Annotated in this window: 16 protein-coding genes; 5 read left to right on the top strand and 11 right to left on the bottom strand. The window is 41.6% G+C overall.

Annotation, left to right across the window (positions count from 1 at the left end; genetic code table 11):
- Positions 1-18: 18 nt before the first annotated feature.
- The 3 genes from QWZ17_RS20625 to ppk1 all read right to left on the bottom strand — a co-directional run bounded on the left by QWZ17_RS20625 (position 19) and on the right by ppk1 (position 3,692).
- Positions 19-585: a UbiX family flavin prenyltransferase gene (locus tag QWZ17_RS20625; protein ID WP_290307311.1), complete on the bottom strand. Its 567-nt coding sequence runs from the start codon at positions 583-585 to the stop codon at positions 19-21.
- 180 nt (positions 586-765) lie between these two features.
- Complete coding sequence (locus QWZ17_RS20620) at positions 766-1,644, bottom strand: Ppx/GppA phosphatase family protein (RefSeq protein WP_290307196.1); 879 nt, start codon at positions 1,642-1,644, stop codon at positions 766-768.
- Positions 1,641-3,692: a polyphosphate kinase 1 gene (gene ppk1 / locus QWZ17_RS20615; RefSeq protein ID WP_290307195.1), complete on the bottom strand. Its 2,052-nt coding sequence runs from the start codon at positions 3,690-3,692 to the stop codon at positions 1,641-1,643. Before ppk1 ends, QWZ17_RS20620 begins: the two co-directional genes overlap by 4 nt.
- A gap of 188 nt (positions 3,693-3,880) precedes the next feature.
- Between ppk1 and QWZ17_RS20610 the strand changes: the two genes are divergently transcribed.
- A complete protein-coding gene (locus tag QWZ17_RS20610; protein WP_290307194.1) occupies positions 3,881-4,372 on the top strand; it encodes a YajQ family cyclic di-GMP-binding protein in 492 nt (163 codons plus the stop codon).
- A gap of 64 nt (positions 4,373-4,436) precedes the next feature.
- Here the strand turns inward: QWZ17_RS20610 and bioB are convergent, their stop codons facing one another.
- From bioB to ribD, 5 genes are all read right to left on the bottom strand, one after another.
- Positions 4,437-5,444 (bottom strand): biotin synthase BioB, encoded by a 1,008-nt coding sequence (bioB, locus tag QWZ17_RS20605; RefSeq protein ID WP_290307193.1) that lies wholly within the window; start codon positions 5,442-5,444, stop codon positions 4,437-4,439.
- A 200-nt stretch (positions 5,445-5,644) separates the two neighbouring features.
- A complete protein-coding gene (mgtE, locus tag QWZ17_RS20600) occupies positions 5,645-7,000 on the bottom strand; it encodes a magnesium transporter (protein WP_290307192.1) in 1,356 nt (451 codons plus the stop codon).
- Between the two features lie 129 nt (positions 7,001-7,129).
- Positions 7,130-7,744, bottom strand: coding sequence for an IMPACT family protein (locus tag QWZ17_RS20595; RefSeq protein ID WP_290307310.1), 615 nt, complete (start codon positions 7,742-7,744; stop codon positions 7,130-7,132).
- A gap of 69 nt (positions 7,745-7,813) precedes the next feature.
- Entirely contained in the window at positions 7,814-8,704 is an 891-nt protein-coding gene (locus QWZ17_RS20590; protein WP_290307191.1) for an EamA/RhaT family transporter, read from the bottom strand.
- A gap of 135 nt (positions 8,705-8,839) precedes the next feature.
- On the bottom strand, positions 8,840-9,865 hold the full coding sequence (gene ribD / locus QWZ17_RS20585; protein ID WP_290307190.1) for a bifunctional diaminohydroxyphosphoribosylaminopyrimidine deaminase/5-amino-6-(5-phosphoribosylamino)uracil reductase RibD: 1,026 nt from the start codon (positions 9,863-9,865) through the stop codon (positions 8,840-8,842).
- A gap of 9 nt (positions 9,866-9,874) precedes the next feature.
- On the opposite strand from ribD, the gene prmC reads away from it, so the two are divergent.
- Positions 9,875-10,807 carry a peptide chain release factor N(5)-glutamine methyltransferase gene (gene prmC, locus QWZ17_RS20580; RefSeq protein ID WP_290307189.1) on the top strand — a complete coding sequence of 311 codons (933 nt, stop codon included), beginning with the start codon at positions 9,875-9,877 and terminating at the stop codon, positions 10,805-10,807.
- Positions 10,808-10,943: 136 nt separating this feature from the next.
- Here the strand turns inward: prmC and xerD are convergent, their stop codons facing one another.
- Complete coding sequence (gene xerD / locus QWZ17_RS20575) at positions 10,944-11,843, bottom strand: site-specific tyrosine recombinase XerD (protein WP_290307188.1); 900 nt, start codon at positions 11,841-11,843, stop codon at positions 10,944-10,946.
- Positions 11,844-11,884: 41 nt separating this feature from the next.
- On the opposite strand from xerD, the gene aroQ reads away from it, so the two are divergent.
- Positions 11,885-12,304, top strand: coding sequence for a type II 3-dehydroquinate dehydratase (aroQ, locus tag QWZ17_RS20570; protein ID WP_290307187.1), 420 nt, complete (start codon positions 11,885-11,887; stop codon positions 12,302-12,304).
- A gap of 10 nt (positions 12,305-12,314) precedes the next feature.
- Here aroQ and QWZ17_RS20565 read toward each other — a convergent pair whose 3' ends face one another.
- Both QWZ17_RS20565 and QWZ17_RS20560 read right to left on the bottom strand, forming a co-directional pair.
- A complete protein-coding gene (locus QWZ17_RS20565; protein ID WP_290307186.1) occupies positions 12,315-13,352 on the bottom strand; it encodes a glycosyltransferase family 2 protein in 1,038 nt (345 codons plus the stop codon).
- Positions 13,349-14,233, bottom strand: a complete 885-nt coding sequence (locus QWZ17_RS20560; protein WP_290307185.1) for a lysophospholipid acyltransferase family protein — start codon at positions 14,231-14,233, stop codon at positions 13,349-13,351. Before QWZ17_RS20560 ends, QWZ17_RS20565 begins: the two co-directional genes overlap by 4 nt.
- A gap of 14 nt (positions 14,234-14,247) precedes the next feature.
- Here QWZ17_RS20560 and QWZ17_RS20555 point away from each other — a divergent pair, with 14 nt between their 5' ends.
- Together QWZ17_RS20555 and corA are read left to right on the top strand one after the other, a co-directional pair.
- Positions 14,248-14,883 (top strand): WbqC family protein, encoded by a 636-nt coding sequence (locus tag QWZ17_RS20555; RefSeq protein WP_353959515.1) that lies wholly within the window; start codon positions 14,248-14,250, stop codon positions 14,881-14,883.
- The gene (gene corA / locus QWZ17_RS20550; protein WP_290307184.1) at positions 14,884-16,008 is read left to right on the top strand and encodes a magnesium/cobalt transporter CorA; all 1,125 of its coding nucleotides are present in this window, start codon (positions 14,884-14,886) and stop codon (positions 16,006-16,008) included.
- The last annotated feature ends 53 nt before the right edge of the window (positions 16,009-16,061 follow it).

Genomic DNA, 16,061 nt, shown 5'->3' with positions numbered 1-16,061 from the left:
ATCCCAATTCCGAAATCTTTACATCCCTTTCCACTCGTAACTTTCGTTTTCCAGGCCTATCAAATCAATAACCCGGTTAACAACAGTCATGGCCAATTCTTCAATGGTTTGCGGTTTGCTGTAGTATGAAGGTATGGCCGGGCAGATTATGCCGCCGGCTTCGGTAACGGTTGCCATATTGCGGATTTGGATAAGGTTTAAAGGCGTGTCGCGGGCCACCAGGATGAGTTTACGGCGTTCTTTGAGGATTACATCGGCAGCACGGGTAATCAGGTCGTCAGAGATCCCTCCGGCTATCCTGCCCAATGTGCCCATAGAGCATGGCACAATCACCATGGTATCAAACTTGGCGGAGCCGGATGCAAAGGGTGCCATGAAATCTTTTTTGGCGTAAAAATTATACGGATACGTGCTATAATCTTCATTATCCAGTTCAAAGCGCCATACGTCTTTAGCGTTATCCGACATCACAACGGCAACTTCCTGTATCTGATCTTTTAACTGGCTTAGTTTTTTTAACAACAGATCGGCGTAAATAGCGCCGCTGGCTCCCGTAATGGCCACAACAATCTTTTTCTTCCTCATCATATAAAACCTCAACAACCCTAAAGGGCAAAAGTTACGGGCATAAAAAAGGGTCGAATACAAGTACCCGACCCTACATCTACCTATGAAAAACATGCCCTTGAGAGGGCACTACAAATGTACTAACAGTTTTTATATTATAAAACAAATTTGTAAAAATATTTTTACAACAATATTTTGTTAAGATAAGTTGTCTTCAATTAACGTTTGGATAATACCATCAACCATACCCACACGTGGCACATATATCTGTTTTATGCCCGCCGCTTTCATTACGGTAAGGTAAATTTCGCAGGCCGGGATAATCACATCTGCCCTGTCCTGGTTTAAGCCAAGCACATTAATACGATCCTTCAACGAGAATGAACTCAGGTAAGTATAAAGCGATTTTAGTTTGGTAAAAGCCATTGGCGCTTCATCTCCCTCTTCGGCCAGGCGGTGCAGTTTGTTGATATTACCTCCGGTGCCTATACCTAAAAGTTGTTTGTAACCACGGGTGTGCTCGCGGATAAATTCGCGCATATCATCCCATGTTTCTTCAGTGTCCTGGTTATCAAGGATACGAATGGTGCCTATATTGAATGATTTCGACGCCATTAACTCCCCTGCCGAGAATAACGACAACTCGGTACTGCCACCGCCAACGTCAATATATAAATAGCTTTTGCTTTTATCTATGGTTTGTTCGGCATGGCTGGCATATATGATTTTGGCTTCTTTTGAGCCATGAATAATTTCCAGATCGATATTGGCCTCGTCCTTAATCCGCTTTACCACATCTTCGCCGTTCTTAGCCTCACGCATGGCCGATGTGGCGTAGGCCAGGTAATGCGTAACCTTATACACATCCATCAGGTTGCGGAACGCAGCCATTGATTTTACGAGGTCGGCAGCTTTTTTATCAGAAATATGTTGCTGTATAAAAGCATCGTCGCCCAGGCGCAACGGCACCCTGATGAGGGTATTTTTTTTAAAAGAATAAGAACCATGGTTTTCAATAATATCGGCAATAAGCAGTCGTACTGCATTTGAGCCAACATCTATAGCGGCGTATCTCAATTTGTTTTATTTTTAGATTTAAGGTAGTTGTATATCTCTATCTGCGCACGGTGCGACTCTGCAGCGTGCGTTTTATGGTATTTGTTATTATTTGCGCTATTGATCTCGCGGGCCTTGGTATTGTCATGCAGCTGAATATTGATGATATCCTTTACTTCCTTGCGTAAATGCTCGTCATAAATCGGGAAGCCAACCTCCACACGGGTATCAATGTTGCGCGACATAAAATCGGCCGAGGTAAGGTAAATTAACTCGTTACCGCCATTGCAGTAAATATGCACCCGGGCATGCTCCAGGTATTTATCAACAATACTTATCACCTCTATATTTTCGCTGAAGCCTTTTATGCCTGGTACCAAACAACACATCCCGCGGATAATCATTTTAATTTTTACACCGGCGTTGCTGGCCTGGTAAAGTTTATTGATAATATCCTCATCGGCAAGGCTATTCATTTTAAAAATGGCGTAGGCTTTTTTACCGGCTTTGGCATTCTTAATCTCGTTATCAATCAACCTGTAAATAGCCGGGCGCGAATCAATAGGCGATACTATTAAATTTTTAAGCCCTTTAGGTAGCAGGTTACGTTTTAGTGCTTTGAAAATATTAACCAAATCGTCGGTAATCTTTTTATTGGCTGTAAACAGCGTATGATCGGCATAGATCTTAGCTGTTTTTTCATTGAAGTTACCCGTTGATAAGCAGCCATAGTAAACCATCTTTTGTTTTTCTAAACGGGTAACCAGACAAATTTTGGAGTGTACTTTGTAGCCGGGGATACCGTAAAGTACATTTACGCCCTCCTCTTCCAGCCTGTTGCTCCAGGAAATATTGTTCTGCTCGTCAAAGCGTGCCCTCAATTCAACCAGGCAGTTTACCTTTTTACCGTTTTTAGCTGCATTGACAAGCGCGTGTACTATTCTTGAATTTTCGGCCAAACGGTAAACCGCTATGCTGATTTCTTTAACTTTTGGATCGATAGCCGCCTCACGTAAAAAGTGGATGACATAATCATAAGATTGATACGGCGTACTCACCATATAATCTTTCTTGGCTATGAGCCCTATTAAACTTTTACCGAAAGACAAATCCTCTACCGGTAAAGCAGGATATTTAGGGTATTCCAACTCGGGCTGGCCCACGTTGGGGAACGAAATGAAATTTTTAAAATTGTGATACCTGTTACCGGGGATAAGGCTTTCGCCATGCAAACCCATTTTGGTTACCAGGTATTTTAACATGTCCATTGGCATTTCGGTATCATAAAGCAAGCGCATGGGCGTGCCTTTTTTCCGTTTCTGCAAACTTTTTGATAGCGCGTCAATGAACTTGCCACTCACTTCCTTATCCAGGTCAAGCTCGGCGTCGCGGGTAAGCTGCAAGGAATAGGCCTCGATACTATCGTGATCAAAAATGAAAAAGATATCTTCCAAACTATAACGGATGATATCATCCAACAGGATAATAAACTTCAGGTTATTGGTTTCGGGCAGTACAACAAAACGAGAAAGCGTATCCGGAAACTCGATGAGCGCTAATCTTGATTTTTTATTTTTGGTGAGTTTTACAAAAAAGTAAATTGCGCGATCGCGTAGCTCTGGCAAAGGCAGGCTATCATCAAGCATGATGGGCACCAATGTAGCCAATAACTTTTCCCTGAAATAATTTTTGACGAAAGCCCCACGGGATACGTTCAGCTGTTTATCATTCAGGATAAAGATCTTTTCCTCCGCAAGCTGCTTAACAATAATATTTTCATACAGGTTGTTAAACTTACGTTCCTGTTTTACTACGATGTTTTTAATTTGATTGAGCAGCTTTTTAGGATTATACCCTAAAATCTCTTTCGATTTTTCGTTTAAAGCGGCAAGCCTGCTCATGGTTGCTACCCTTACACGATAAAACTCATCAAGGTTAGATGAAAAGATAGCCAAAAACCTCACCCGCTCAATGAGCGGAACGGTTGGATCGGCAGCTTCCTGTAAAACCCTGTCGTTAAAATATAACCAACTTATTTCCCTGTTAATTAATGGTGGCTGTTTATCCATATAAATTTGCGGCCCCGGGGCCACGTTTACAAAACTGCTTATTTATTTGTTAATTTAATATTAACTCATCGGTATTTAACCTGTTTTTATTGATTAATATTTATTGCAGTATGTAAACAAATTGATAACTAAGCTGTGTAAATGTTTACAATACATTAGTTTTGCAAACATTATAAACATATTTACTTATGCCAACTTTCGACATCGTATCAAAAATAGACGGACAGACACTTGATAACGCTATCAACGTAGCTAAAAAAGAGATTTTAAACCGTTACGATTTTAACGACTCCAAGAGCACTATCGACCTCGATAAGAAAACCAACGAGATAACCATTGTTACCGAAAACGACATGCGTTTAAAAGCCATTCAGGATAGTATTATCAGTCGTATGGTTAAGCAACACCTTGACTCAAGCGCCCTTGATTTTGGGAAAGAACAATACGCGGCAGGCAACATGATCCGTAAAGAAATTAAAGTTAAAGAAGGTATTGACAAAGAAGTTGCCAAAAAGATAGTAAAGAAGATAAAAGACAGCGGCCTTAAAGTGCAGGCATCTATCATGGACGACCAGGTGCGTGTACAAGGCAAAAAAATTGACGACCTGCAAGCGGTTATCAGCCTTTGCCGTGCCGATAATTTTGGCCAGCCGTTGCAGTATATCAATATGCGCGACTAATTACTACAAAACAAAAAGAGGCGCAAATTGCGCCTCTTTTATAATACCTCATTTTAGTAACAGATTAATCCCCTGCTACTTCCATTTCTTCTTTAACCGCATTGGGGCGACCATTTTTGAATGCTTTACGTGGTGATAATCCAAGTAATTCAAACATAGCCATATCAGTATCAAACGATGGATTTGGTGTGGTCAACAATTTTTCGCCGGCGAAAATTGAATTGGCCCCTGCCATAAAGCAAAAAGCCTGTTCAACAACACTCATCTCTGTACGGCCTGCCGATAAACGCACTACCGTTTTTGGCATAATGATACGGGTTGTTGCAATCATACGTACCATATCCCAAACAGAAACCCTCGGCTGATCGGCCAGTGGCGTACCGGCAACGGGAACCAAAGCATTGATTGGTACAGACTCCGGATGTTTCGGCAGGTTTGACAATGTTTTAAGCATCGAAATCCTATCGGCAACAGTTTCGCCTAAGCCAATGATACCGCCGCTGCATACGCTGATCTTCGCTTTACGTACGTGCTTTAAGGTATCTAAACGCTCATCATAAGTACGGGTGGTGATAATACGCTTATAGTCCTCCTCAGAAGTATCCAAATTGTGATTGTAAGCATATAGGCCCGCGTCGGCCAAACGTTGCGCCTGGCTCTCCGTAAGCATACCCAGTGTACAGCAAACTTCCATATCAAGGCTATTTACGGCCTTAACCATATCAATAACCTTATCAAAATCCCGGTTATCGCGCACCTCGCGCCATGCAGCACCCATACATAATCTTGAAGCACCACCTGCTTTAGCTTTTTCGGCGGCAGCGATTACTTCATCTTTAGGCATTATGGCATGCACATTAACGCCGGTATTGTAACGGGCGGCCTGCGGGCAGTACGCGCAATCTTCAGAGCAACCACCGGTTTTGATAGAGATCAATGAACTGATCTGCACCTCGGCATAGTCGGTATTTTCACGATGAATGGTTGCCGCCTTGTAAACCAGGTCGAGCAGTGGTGTATGGTATATTTCGGCTATTTCTTCTTTTGTCCAATCGTATCTTACTTCAGTCATAAGTTTTAATTTATATCCTCAATTACGTTGCGCAAAGGCACTAACGTGCAAATATTCAAAGATTATTTACTATTTCGGCTATTTTCACTCGGCCTTAAAAGCCAAACCGCTATAAAGCAAAGTGTTAAATTTATTTATTATTTTTTAATTAGGCCCTTTAGCCATTAAAAAACTTAATTAACCCCAATGTTACCTTAATATTAATGATGCAATAAAAGTTTAGTGGCTAAATAAAGTGGCAGCAGGAAACCTGCGCAATCTGTAAATGTGGTAATGATAATTGATGAAGCTACAGCAGGATCGATCCCTACCCTTTTCAACACCAATGGGATTGATGCTCCGGTAATACCGGCGATGATGAGGTTGCCGGTCATGGCTAAAAACAACACCAGGCCCAGCATAGGGTTACCATCGTAAAATAAGGCTATACAGAACACTACAAGACCATTGGCGGCACCATTAATCAATCCCACCAAAAACTCTTTAATAACGGTGTTATAAGCCTGTTTATCGGTAAGGTTACTTAAGGAAATACGCCTTACCGTTACCGCGAGCGCTTGCGTGGCCGAATTACCACCCATACCGGCAATAATGGTCATATATGCCGCGATACCTTTTACGAGGGCCACAGTATCATCAAAATGACGAATTACTGATGCGGCCAGGTAGGCTGTAGCCAGGTTAATAACCAGCCATGGCAAACGGCTCTTCACCGCGTCTTTCCAGTTACCACTCAGTTCCTCGTCTTCGGATACACCCGATATCTTCAGGATATCCTCGGTGTTTTCCTGCTCCATTACGTCGATGATATCATCTACCGTAACACGGCCAAGCAGTTTCATATGATCATCAACCACCGGAATGGTGGTTAAATTATATTGAGATATCAGGCGGGCAACTTCTTCCTGATCAAGATCGGCCTTTACAAAAACGGGATCTATCCTAACCAAGTCCTTTACTTTGGCATCTGCATGAGCTTTTATTACATCTTTTATAGATAAGATGCCCTGGAGGGTATTGGTATCGTCAACCACGTAAATGGTATAAAACTCCTCCATTTCTTCCGATTGACGAATTATCTCATCTATCGCTTCTTTTTTATCGAGCAGAATATTAACCTTAATCAGCTCGGAATTCATCAAGCCGCCGGCGGTATCTTCGGCGTAGCTCATGAGCGCACGGATGCTGCTGGCATCTTCGGCATCAATATCCTCTAAAATCTCCTGCTGCTCGTCTTCATCAAGCTGCGATATAATGTCGGTAGCATCATCATAATCCAGCTCTTCAACAATCTCGGTACGTTTTTCGGGATGAAGGTTTAAAAGCAACTCACCGGGGCTGTGCTCCTCATCCATTTCCGACAAAACTTCCGAGGCCACATCAGTAGGCAGAATATTGATGATACGTTCTTTAGCCTCCTGCGGAAGCTGTTCAAACAACAATGCAATCTCAGAGGCGTGATACCCCTGCAGAACAAGCTCTAAATCAACATCATCGCCTTCAAGTGCGTTTTTGATGAGGAGCAGGTCGGTTTTATCGAGATCAAAAGATTGCATATCCGACTAAATTAGGAATTTATGCCCAAAGACGGCGAATTAAAAAGACGTTAAATACGCGTTAAATTAAGACCTTAAAGCACCTCACAACCTGCGGCTCTTTTAAGAATTGAGTCGCCTTCGTGCAAGCTATAAACTCCTGTCATACTTTATCTTAACCCCGCTCATCTTCCCTATTTTACCCAAAACATGTTCCACCTGCATTTTACGGATAGATAACTGAATGTTGCAATCATTATCAAACTGCTGGTTTAAAACAATAAGGTCATCCTCCTTGATAATGCGCATAACATCATTCATTTGCAAATAATCAAATGACACAGTATAAACGTCATTTACGGTTTTTTGAATGATTGTAGCTTCTTTTAAAGCCTCCTCTGTAGCAACTTTATAGGCGTTGATTAGACCAGGAACACCAAGTAATGTGCCGCCAAAATAACGTACCACTACAACCAGTATATTAGTGATATCTTTTGAGAGCAGAATATTCAGTATTGGCCGACCAGCCGTACCCGATGGTTCACCATCGTCATTAACCCTGAATACGGATCTATCGGTACCAAGACGCATGGCCCAGCAGTGGTGATTGGCTTTGGGATGTTCGGCTTTTAGTTTGGCCACAATGGCTTTAATATCATTATCTGAACTGATGGGGTAAGCGTAGCCTAAGAACTTGCTGCCACGGTCGCGAAAAATGCCTTCGGCCGGTTGTTGAATAGTTTGATAGGTATCGTCAAAAAGCATTTTAAAAGCGGAAAGCATAAGGCCTAAAGCAGAAAGCTTTAAGCTCGTTTCTTTAGATTTATTTAATAATTACAGATGCAAAAAGCCCAGTGTTTGTGGAAAGTAAATAACAATAATAGCCAATATGGCTATCACCAAACCAATTCTGTTTAGCGTACTTAACTTCTCTTTAAAAACCAGCATCCCAATTAAGGCTCCAACCACAATAACGCCAATATTTACCGACGAAAATACCGATGAAGGATTGTTAGCCAATGCCTTATGCGCCTTTAAATAAAACAGGATATTGCAAAAGTTAAACAAACCCAATACCCAGCCAATCAAAATATGCGGCCATGAAAAGCGCATCTTTTTGGTGAATACCTGGTAAAGCAACCCAATAAATGAAAGGGTAAATGCTAATATAAAAATAATGAAGATTGCCGTAGAAAAAGGAACGTTGCTAACCTTGGTGAGTTGTTTCAATAGTATGTCGATAACTCCGAAACCAAGGAAAACAATAAGCAGATAAATCCATGAGCCTTTTCCTGCTTCTTTATTGCTTAACCTGCTTGTAGATTTTTGCCACGGAATAGAACACAGGATAGCTATGAAAGCCAAAACAATACCAATGAGCTTAACCGTGTTAACGGCCTCGCCAAATATTAAAAACGCGGAAATTATGGGGATAAATAATGACAAGCGCTGTGCCACATCTGTACGCACTATACCGGCCACCCTAACCGAAGATGCCATAATTACAAACAACGACGGAAATAGAATACCTAACGCCAGATAATTATAAATTGGTGCCCCCTGCAAATTTGTAAAAGATGGTTTAAAGAAAAACCAGGTAAGCAATATGGCGATGGAATAATTCCAGGTGATAGCCTGGTAAACATCAATATGGTAACGCTTGGCCAGTTTAAGCATAACCGACACAATAACACTACAACAGATACTTAAAAAAACGAACAGCATAATTTTGGCTTTGGGGAAGAGTCAAGAATCAAGAATTAAGACAAAAAGCAATAACGGATGGTTACTGGCTAAAACACGATTTTATTTTTTTCGGTCTTGATTCTTGGCTCTTGATTCTTGACTCTATTTCTTATTTTAACTCTTGATTCTTATTTCCAAACGATCGTCTCCTACCAACGACTCACCTGCAAGTATACCGGTTATTTGTGGTGATTTTATGCCTTTTGCTAAAACAGTTTTGCCTGTGAACACCCGGGCCTCATCCCACAAGTCGGCGTCAATGAAAGTCTGCAGCGTATGAGCGCCACCTTCAATAATTACAGATTGAATATCCTGCAGGTATAATTGATACAAAATATATTGGGGTACGTATCTTTCAAAATCCTCTAAAGCGATGTACTTGTTTTTTCCATCCACATTAAATTTAACTTCGTTAAATACCAGTGTTTCAACAGATTGATCAAACACATTTAAAGTTTTATTTAACTCCAGCCGCCTGTCAATCACCACCCGCTTGGGCGACCGGCCTTCCCAGTATCTTACATTAAGTTGAGGATTATCGATAGCCGCGGTGTTTTTGCCAACCAATATGGCATCTTCCTCACTGCGCCATTTATGTACCAACCGGCGAGACTCCGGCCCGGTGATCCAAAGTTGACTCCGCTCCGCCGGGGCAAAAAAACCATCTTGTGTTTGTGCCCATTTCAAAATAATATATGGCCGGTGTTTTTGCACTTTGGTAAAAAAGCGGCGGTTAAGCCACTGGCATTCTTTTTCCAATACACCACTCAAAACTTTTATGCCGGCGGCTTCTAATTTTTCAATGCCTTTGCCATCTACCTGCGGAAACGGGTCGCGGGTGCCAACAACTACTTGGGGGATTTGATGTTTAATAATCAAATCGGCACAGGGCGGGGTTTTGCCATAGTGAGCGCATGGTTCAAGTGAAACGTATATGGTTGATTGCTTTAATAATTCGGCCGCATTGTCGAAATTGTTTATCACCTGCGCAATGGCATTAACTTCGGCATGGGCCTGCCCATATTTTTGGTGGTAGCCCTCGCCTATTATTTTGCCATCATGAACCACAACCGCGCCTACCATGGGGTTAGGGCTAACCAGTCCGGCACCTAATTCGGCAAGTTCCAGGCAGCGCCTCATAAATATTTCATGTTGAACCATGCTGCAAAAGTAGCTTTTATGTTACTTTGTTATATGATTTCGATTAAGGATGTTTTTGAAGATTACAAACAGCTGAACAATATTTACAGCGCCAATGAAACCGAAGCTATTACACTCTTGGTTATCAGCGAAATAACAGCATTATCAAAAGCATCAATCAAAGCGTTGCCGGAAAGGGAGCTAAATACCGAACAGGCAGAACGTCTTAATGCTATCCTAATTGATCTGCTAACCGGTAAACCTGTTCAATATATTTTAGGCGTCACCGAATTTTACGGACTCCCATTTAAAGTAAATGCTAACGTACTTATACCACGCCCGGAAACAGAAGAGTTGGTGGAGTGGATTCTCTTGGAAGGTGAAAGGTTAAAGGCAAAAGGCGAAAGGTTTTCTGGAGCAATACTCGATATTGGGACGGGCAGTGGATGCATAGCCATTAGTTTGAAAAAGAATATGCCGGATGCCCGGGTTTCGGCTATTGATATTTCAGAAGGTGCCCTGCAAACGGCAAAAGAAAATGCTGACTTGAATATGGTGGATATTAATTTTATTCATCTTGATATTTTAAATCCATCACTAACCATTAACCACTCACCACTCACTACTTACCAAATCATCGTAAGTAATCCCCCTTATGTTACATTGGAGGATAAAAAACAGATGCACAGTAACGTTACCGACTTTGAGCCCCATACGGCGTTGTTTGTGCCCGAGGATGACCCGCTGTTGTTTTACCGCACCATTGCTGATTTTGCATTGGTTAACCTTGCAAAAGATGGACTGCTTTTCTTCGAAATTAATGAAAGCCTGGGTACGGAAACAGTTCAACTACTGCGAGATAAAGGCTTTATAAACATTGAATTAAGGCAGGATATGAGTGGGCGGGATAGAATGATAAAAGCAGTTCTGAACCGGAATTAAACTGATTGAGGAATTTTTAAAATTTAATTTTTGTCTGAATCAGAATTTTCAGAATTAAAAAATTAACAGAATTTTGTCTTCTGTTTAATCCAGGTTCAAACAAAAAACTGCAAACTATCAACTGCAAACCGCCAACTCAGGAACGCGGGTGAAACTGGCTTATCGTACTTTTCAGGTACTCCCTATCCAAATGTGTGTAAATTTCTGTAGTGGTAATACTCTCATGGCCCAGCATTTCCTGTACAGCGCGTAAATCGGCCCCGCCTTCAACCAGATGGGTGGCAAAAGAATGCCTGAAGGTATGTGGGCTGATTGCTTTTTTCAAGCCGATTGTTTGGGCCAGGCCCTGGATCATCAGGAAAATCATTTGCCTGCTTAGCCTTGCCCCTCTGCGGTTTAAGAAAACGATATCCTCTTCACCTTTTTTTATTGATGTATGTACCCGTGAACTTTCTATCCAGATTTTTAGCGCGTGGATAGCTTCGGCACCTATGGGTACCAGTCTTTCCTTGTTACCCTTGCCGGTTACTTTTATAAATTCAATTTCGAGATAAAGGTTGGATAGTTTAAGTTCGGTAAGTTCAGACACGCGCAGGCCGCTGCCGTAAAGGGTTTCAAGGATTGCTTTGTTACGCGGGCCCTCGGGTTTGGAAAGATCAATAGCTGCAATAAGTTTATTAATATCTGCGTAGCTTAAGGTATCGGGCAGTTTACGCATAATGCGAGGCGATTCCAATAGTTCTGATGGGTCTGTTGTAATCAAATCCTCCATCAGCATATATTTATAAAAAGCTTTAATCCCCGAGAGGATTCGGGCTTGCGAGGTAGCTATCATACCCAGCTCATTTATCCAGGTAATAAAATTGCGTAAATCGGCTAAAGTAACAGTTTGAGGTTTTAACTTAATTTGCTGTATATCAGAAAATTGATATAACCGCTCTATATCCCTGCTATAAGCTTCGATAGAGTTATCGGCCAGCGACTTTTCTAATTTCAAATAGGCCTGAAAACCATTTATTGCCGAACGCCAATCCAAATTGATTTTTATTTAATGTATTTATACTTAAGTTTGAACCAATGAAGATACAAATTATAAACGGCCCCAATTTAAACCTGCTTGGCGTACGCGAAAAATCTATCTATGGCGACGCCAGTTTTGAAAGCTACCTGGTAGAATTACGCAAACGGTACCCAAACGTCGATATTGAATACTACCAAAGCAACGTAGAGGGCGAAATTATAAATAAACTTCACCAAATTGGCTTTGAGTATGACGGTATTGTTTTAAATGCCGGCGCTTATACCCATACGTCAATAGCCATTGCCGATGCCATTGCTGCAATCAACACGCCGGTTATAGAGGTGCATATTTCAAACGTACATAAACGGGAAGCTTTCAGGCACCATTCGGCACTGGCCGCCAGTTGCCGCGGGGTTATTGCTGGTTTTGGTATGGATTCTTACAGGTTAGCTATTGAGAATTTAACCCTGAAATAATCGATATAGCTTAATTTAGGCGACCGGGCAAATCTGTAACCCTGGTTTTCTTTTTTGCAAAAAACTGCCATACTATGCTTCCCTGGTAAATCCCGGTTAAATCCCAGGATTTTGATATAACTTTTGGCTTGGGGCTTTTTCCTTTTGATGTAAAAAGGCTGATCACAAAACTTTGGTGTGCCCTGCTCACCGCCCAGGCATCCTTGCGCTTTCCATCGGCCAAAAACTTGAGCAATGCGGCCAGATCAAGCCACATACGCAGGCTGATAAGCCATACCGCACGCCAAAAGGGCAAATTCTTTTTAATGAGCCAAAGGTTGTTTCTGAAATTAAGATAGGTTTTAAAAGGATTTTCGGCATTAAGAGTACCGCCGCCTACGTGATATACGGTCGATTCGGCACAATACATTACCTTGTATCCCATATTTTTTAAACGCCAGCAAAGATCAATCTCCTCCATGTGGGCAAAAAATGATTCGTCGAAACCTCCTGCCAAATCCCAGTATTTTTTTTTGATAAATAAAGCAGCACCCGAAGCCCAGAATACCTCGCCCGATTGCTGGTACTGGCCGTGGTCTTTTTCCACTTCATTAAATAAACGCCCTCGGCAAAATGGGTAGCCATAAACATCTATAAAGCCACCGGCTGCGCCAGCGTGTTCAAATGTATCTTTGTTATTGTAAGCTAATAATTTAGGGGCGGCAGCGGCTACAAACTCGTCACTTTCCATCAGCCCAATAACAGGTTCAATCCAATTGGGTGTTACTTCCACATCAGAGTTAAGCAAAACGTAGTAATCGGCATCAACCTGCGCCAAAACGCGGTTATAACCACCTGTAAAGCCATAATTTTGATCGTTTTGAATGACCCTGACATTGGGATAGGTCTGTTGTAAAAACGCTATAGAATCATCGGTAGACGCGTTATCGCCTACCACAACTTCAAGACCAGGCCATGTAGAAGCCATAACCGAGGGCAGAAACTGCTTCAAATATTTAACACCGTTCCAGTTTAAAATTACTACGGCAACTTTCGATTTGTTAATCATCGCTGCAAATCCTCCGGCTTAAACTTCCATCTCCTGTGCGACCATACCCAATATTGAGGCTCGCGCCTGATCATCGTTTCAAGATATTGCACATGTGTATCTGTAATTTCATGCTCGGTAGTTTCTTTGGGAGTTTCGGTAAGCTGTATTAGTGTATAAGTGTAATAACCCCGTTTAATCCGCTTCATGTCATAAAAAACAACCGCGGCATCAATGGTTTTCGCTATTTTTTCAATCCCCAAAAAAACAGCTGTAGGCTGATTCAAAAAATTGGTAAAGTAAGTAGTTTCGTGCCTTACCGGTGTTTGGTCGCCCACCAATACGCTTACAGTTAGCTCCTTGCGGTACTCCACCATTTTACGCATGGTTTGCTTCATGGCCACCGGTTGCCCGCCAAAGCGCGAACGGATCTTGATAAAAAAGTCGTTAAATATCTCGTCTGATAAAGGTTTATAAACGATCATAAAACGTTTATCAGTAACAAAATTGAAATTGAGTGCCGCCATTTCCCAGTTGCAGTAATGCCCGGCCACCGCGATAATGCTTTTACCTTTGGCAAAGTACTCATGCACCAATTCGGCATTGGTAGCCACTACCCTCTTTTGAATTTGCTTTTCAGATACGGTGATCATTTTTACCGTCTCTACAATTAAATCGGCCAGGTAGCGGTAGTATTTACGTTCAATTTGTCGGCGTTCTTTTTCAGGTTTTTCGGGAAAGGCATTTGCCAGGTTTTGCTGCACTACCGCCCGGCGATAATGTGCCAGGTAATAGATAACTACAAACAGCAAATCAGAAATAAGGTATAAAAACCAAAAGGGCAATAATGATGTGAGGTATAAAAATACAATACCTAACCTTAAAAGACCTCTTTTTAACATTATTTTAACCAATTTTGACCACAAACATAAAAGATATGATTGAAAAAGGTGCTGTATTACCTATGTTTTATCTTCCGCCGGTTGAGTATTTCGCGAGATTAAACACCTATAAGCCTGATATTCTGATAGAAAGAGAAGAACATTTCCCAAAGCAAACTTATCGTAACAGGGCCAACATTTACTCGCCCGAGGGCATTCTTCCGCTGGTAGTTCCGGTTGTTAAAGGTTCAAAAACGCATACCAAAATTAAAGATGTTAAAATAAGTTACGATTTTAGGTGGCAACGCATACACTGGCAAAGCCTGGAGGCCTGTTATCGCCGATCTGCCTATTTTGAATATTACGAAGATGATTTCGCGGCGTTTTATGATAAAAAAAAGCAGATTAACTTCCTGTTTGATTTTAATGAAGAACTACTGCATCTGTTGTTGAAGTTCACCAAAATAAAAGTCGACATTAAGTATACAGAAGAATACCACCCTACTTATTCAGTGCCAGATTACCGGGCAAGCATTACACCAAAAAAAGAGTCGGAATTGCAACAAAAACCCTATTTTCAGGTTTTTGAAGAGCGACAAGGCTTCCTGCAAAATTTGAGCATTGTCGACCTCCTTTTTAATCAGGGTCCGCAAAGCATAAATTATTTGTAAATGAACAATATTATAAAGAGGGTAAAGTACAACGCGCGCAGGCATAGCGGTAATGTAGGTGATCGCCCGGGACTTGTGGTGGTCCCCGAAGGTGCCTTAAAACCTCATATAGCCATTTTTAGCTATAATAAAGATGAGTTGATCACTTCTGAAGGTAAAGACATCAAAGTAATTTTATCTCAGCTTAAAAAATGTGATAACCATACCCATTGGATTAAAATTAATGGCCTGGGCGACGCGGAATTAATTGAGCAAATTGGCGAGCACTTAAAAATTAACCCTTTGGTGTTGGAGGATATCGCCAATATCCATCAACGGCCAAAGTTTGATGAGTACGATGATTACGCTTTCAGTACCAGCCGGATAGTACGTTTTAATGATGATGATGAACTGATTAATCACCAGTTTTCGGCCATTATAAAAGATAATATCATCATTAGCTTTGAAGAAGACCATAACGAGTGTTTCGACGCTGTAAAAGCCCGTTTAAAGGCTGGTAAAGGCGCTATCCGTACCGCGGGGCCCGGTTATATGTGTTACGCGCTTACAGATACCATTATTGATACTTATTTTATCCTGCTGGCCAAAATTGGCGATAAGCTGGATGCCATTGAAGATAAGGTTTATACCGATGCCGATAAAAGCATCATGTTTAACTCCCAGCAAATTAAACGTACACTAATCATTATCCGCAGAGCAAGCTGGCCGGAAAGGGATAAGATCAATGATATGATCCGGTCGGAAAGTCCACTAATTACGCCGGAAGTGAAGTTGTTTTTGCGCGATGCTTATGACCACTGCATCCAGGCAATGGATTTGATTGAAAACTACAAGGAGGTAACTTCGAGCATTATCGACCTTTATTTATCAATGGTAAGCAACCGAATGAACGAGATTATGAAGGTGCTCACCATTATATCGGTAATTTTTATCCCACTTACCTTTATTGCAGGCATCTATGGGATGAACTTTGCCCACCAGGATGACAAAGGCCACATTCTCCACAATAACATCCCCGAGTTATACTGGCCAAATGGCTATCCATTCGCGTTGGCATTGATGTTTTCTATCGCTGTTGCTCTGGTGGTGGTATTTTGGAAAAAGGGGTGGTTTAATAAACTTTAAAAAAACCAAAAGCCCCTCTAAATCTCCCCTGAAGGGGAGACTTTAAAAACATA

The organism is Mucilaginibacter flavus, from assembly GCF_030409315.1.
In the GTDB taxonomy this organism is placed as follows: Bacteria; Bacteroidota; Bacteroidia; order Sphingobacteriales; family Sphingobacteriaceae; genus Mucilaginibacter; species Mucilaginibacter flavus.
Note: the sequence above shows the minus strand (reverse complement) of the source record. Positions and strands in the feature narration are given on the sequence as shown.

What these genes read in the sequence shown, in the direction of transcription:
- mgtE (WP_290307192.1), bottom strand. Translation starts at nt 7,000, where the DNA reads ATGCAATCTTTTGATCTCGATAAAACCGACCTGCTCCTCATCAAAAAC.
- bioB (WP_290307193.1), bottom strand. Translation starts at nt 5,444, where the DNA reads ATGACTGAAGTAAGATACGATTGGACAAAAGAAGAAATAGCCGAAATA.
- QWZ17_RS20560 (WP_290307185.1), bottom strand. Translation starts at nt 14,233, where the DNA reads ATGTTAAAAAGAGGTCTTTTAAGGTTAGGTATTGTATTTTTATACCTC.
- ribD (WP_290307190.1), bottom strand. Translation starts at nt 9,865, where the DNA reads ATGAGGCGCTGCCTGGAACTTGCCGAATTAGGTGCCGGACTGGTTAGC.
- QWZ17_RS20565 (WP_290307186.1), bottom strand. Translation starts at nt 13,352, where the DNA reads ATGATTAACAAATCGAAAGTTGCCGTAGTAATTTTAAACTGGAACGGT.
- corA (WP_290307184.1), top strand. Translation starts at nt 14,884, where the DNA reads ATGAACAATATTATAAAGAGGGTAAAGTACAACGCGCGCAGGCATAGC.
- prmC (WP_290307189.1), top strand. Translation starts at nt 9,875, where the DNA reads ATGTTGAACCATGCTGCAAAAGTAGCTTTTATGTTACTTTGTTATATG.
- ppk1 (WP_290307195.1), bottom strand. Translation starts at nt 3,692, where the DNA reads ATGGATAAACAGCCACCATTAATTAACAGGGAAATAAGTTGGTTATAT.
- QWZ17_RS20595 (WP_290307310.1), bottom strand. Translation starts at nt 7,744, where the DNA reads ATGCTTTTTGACGATACCTATCAAACTATTCAACAACCGGCCGAAGGC.
- aroQ (WP_290307187.1), top strand. Translation starts at nt 11,885, where the DNA reads ATGAAGATACAAATTATAAACGGCCCCAATTTAAACCTGCTTGGCGTA.
- QWZ17_RS20610 (WP_290307194.1), top strand. Translation starts at nt 3,881, where the DNA reads ATGCCAACTTTCGACATCGTATCAAAAATAGACGGACAGACACTTGAT.
- QWZ17_RS20625 (WP_290307311.1), bottom strand. Translation starts at nt 585, where the DNA reads ATGAGGAAGAAAAAGATTGTTGTGGCCATTACGGGAGCCAGCGGCGCT.
- QWZ17_RS20590 (WP_290307191.1), bottom strand. Translation starts at nt 8,704, where the DNA reads ATGCTGTTCGTTTTTTTAAGTATCTGTTGTAGTGTTATTGTGTCGGTT.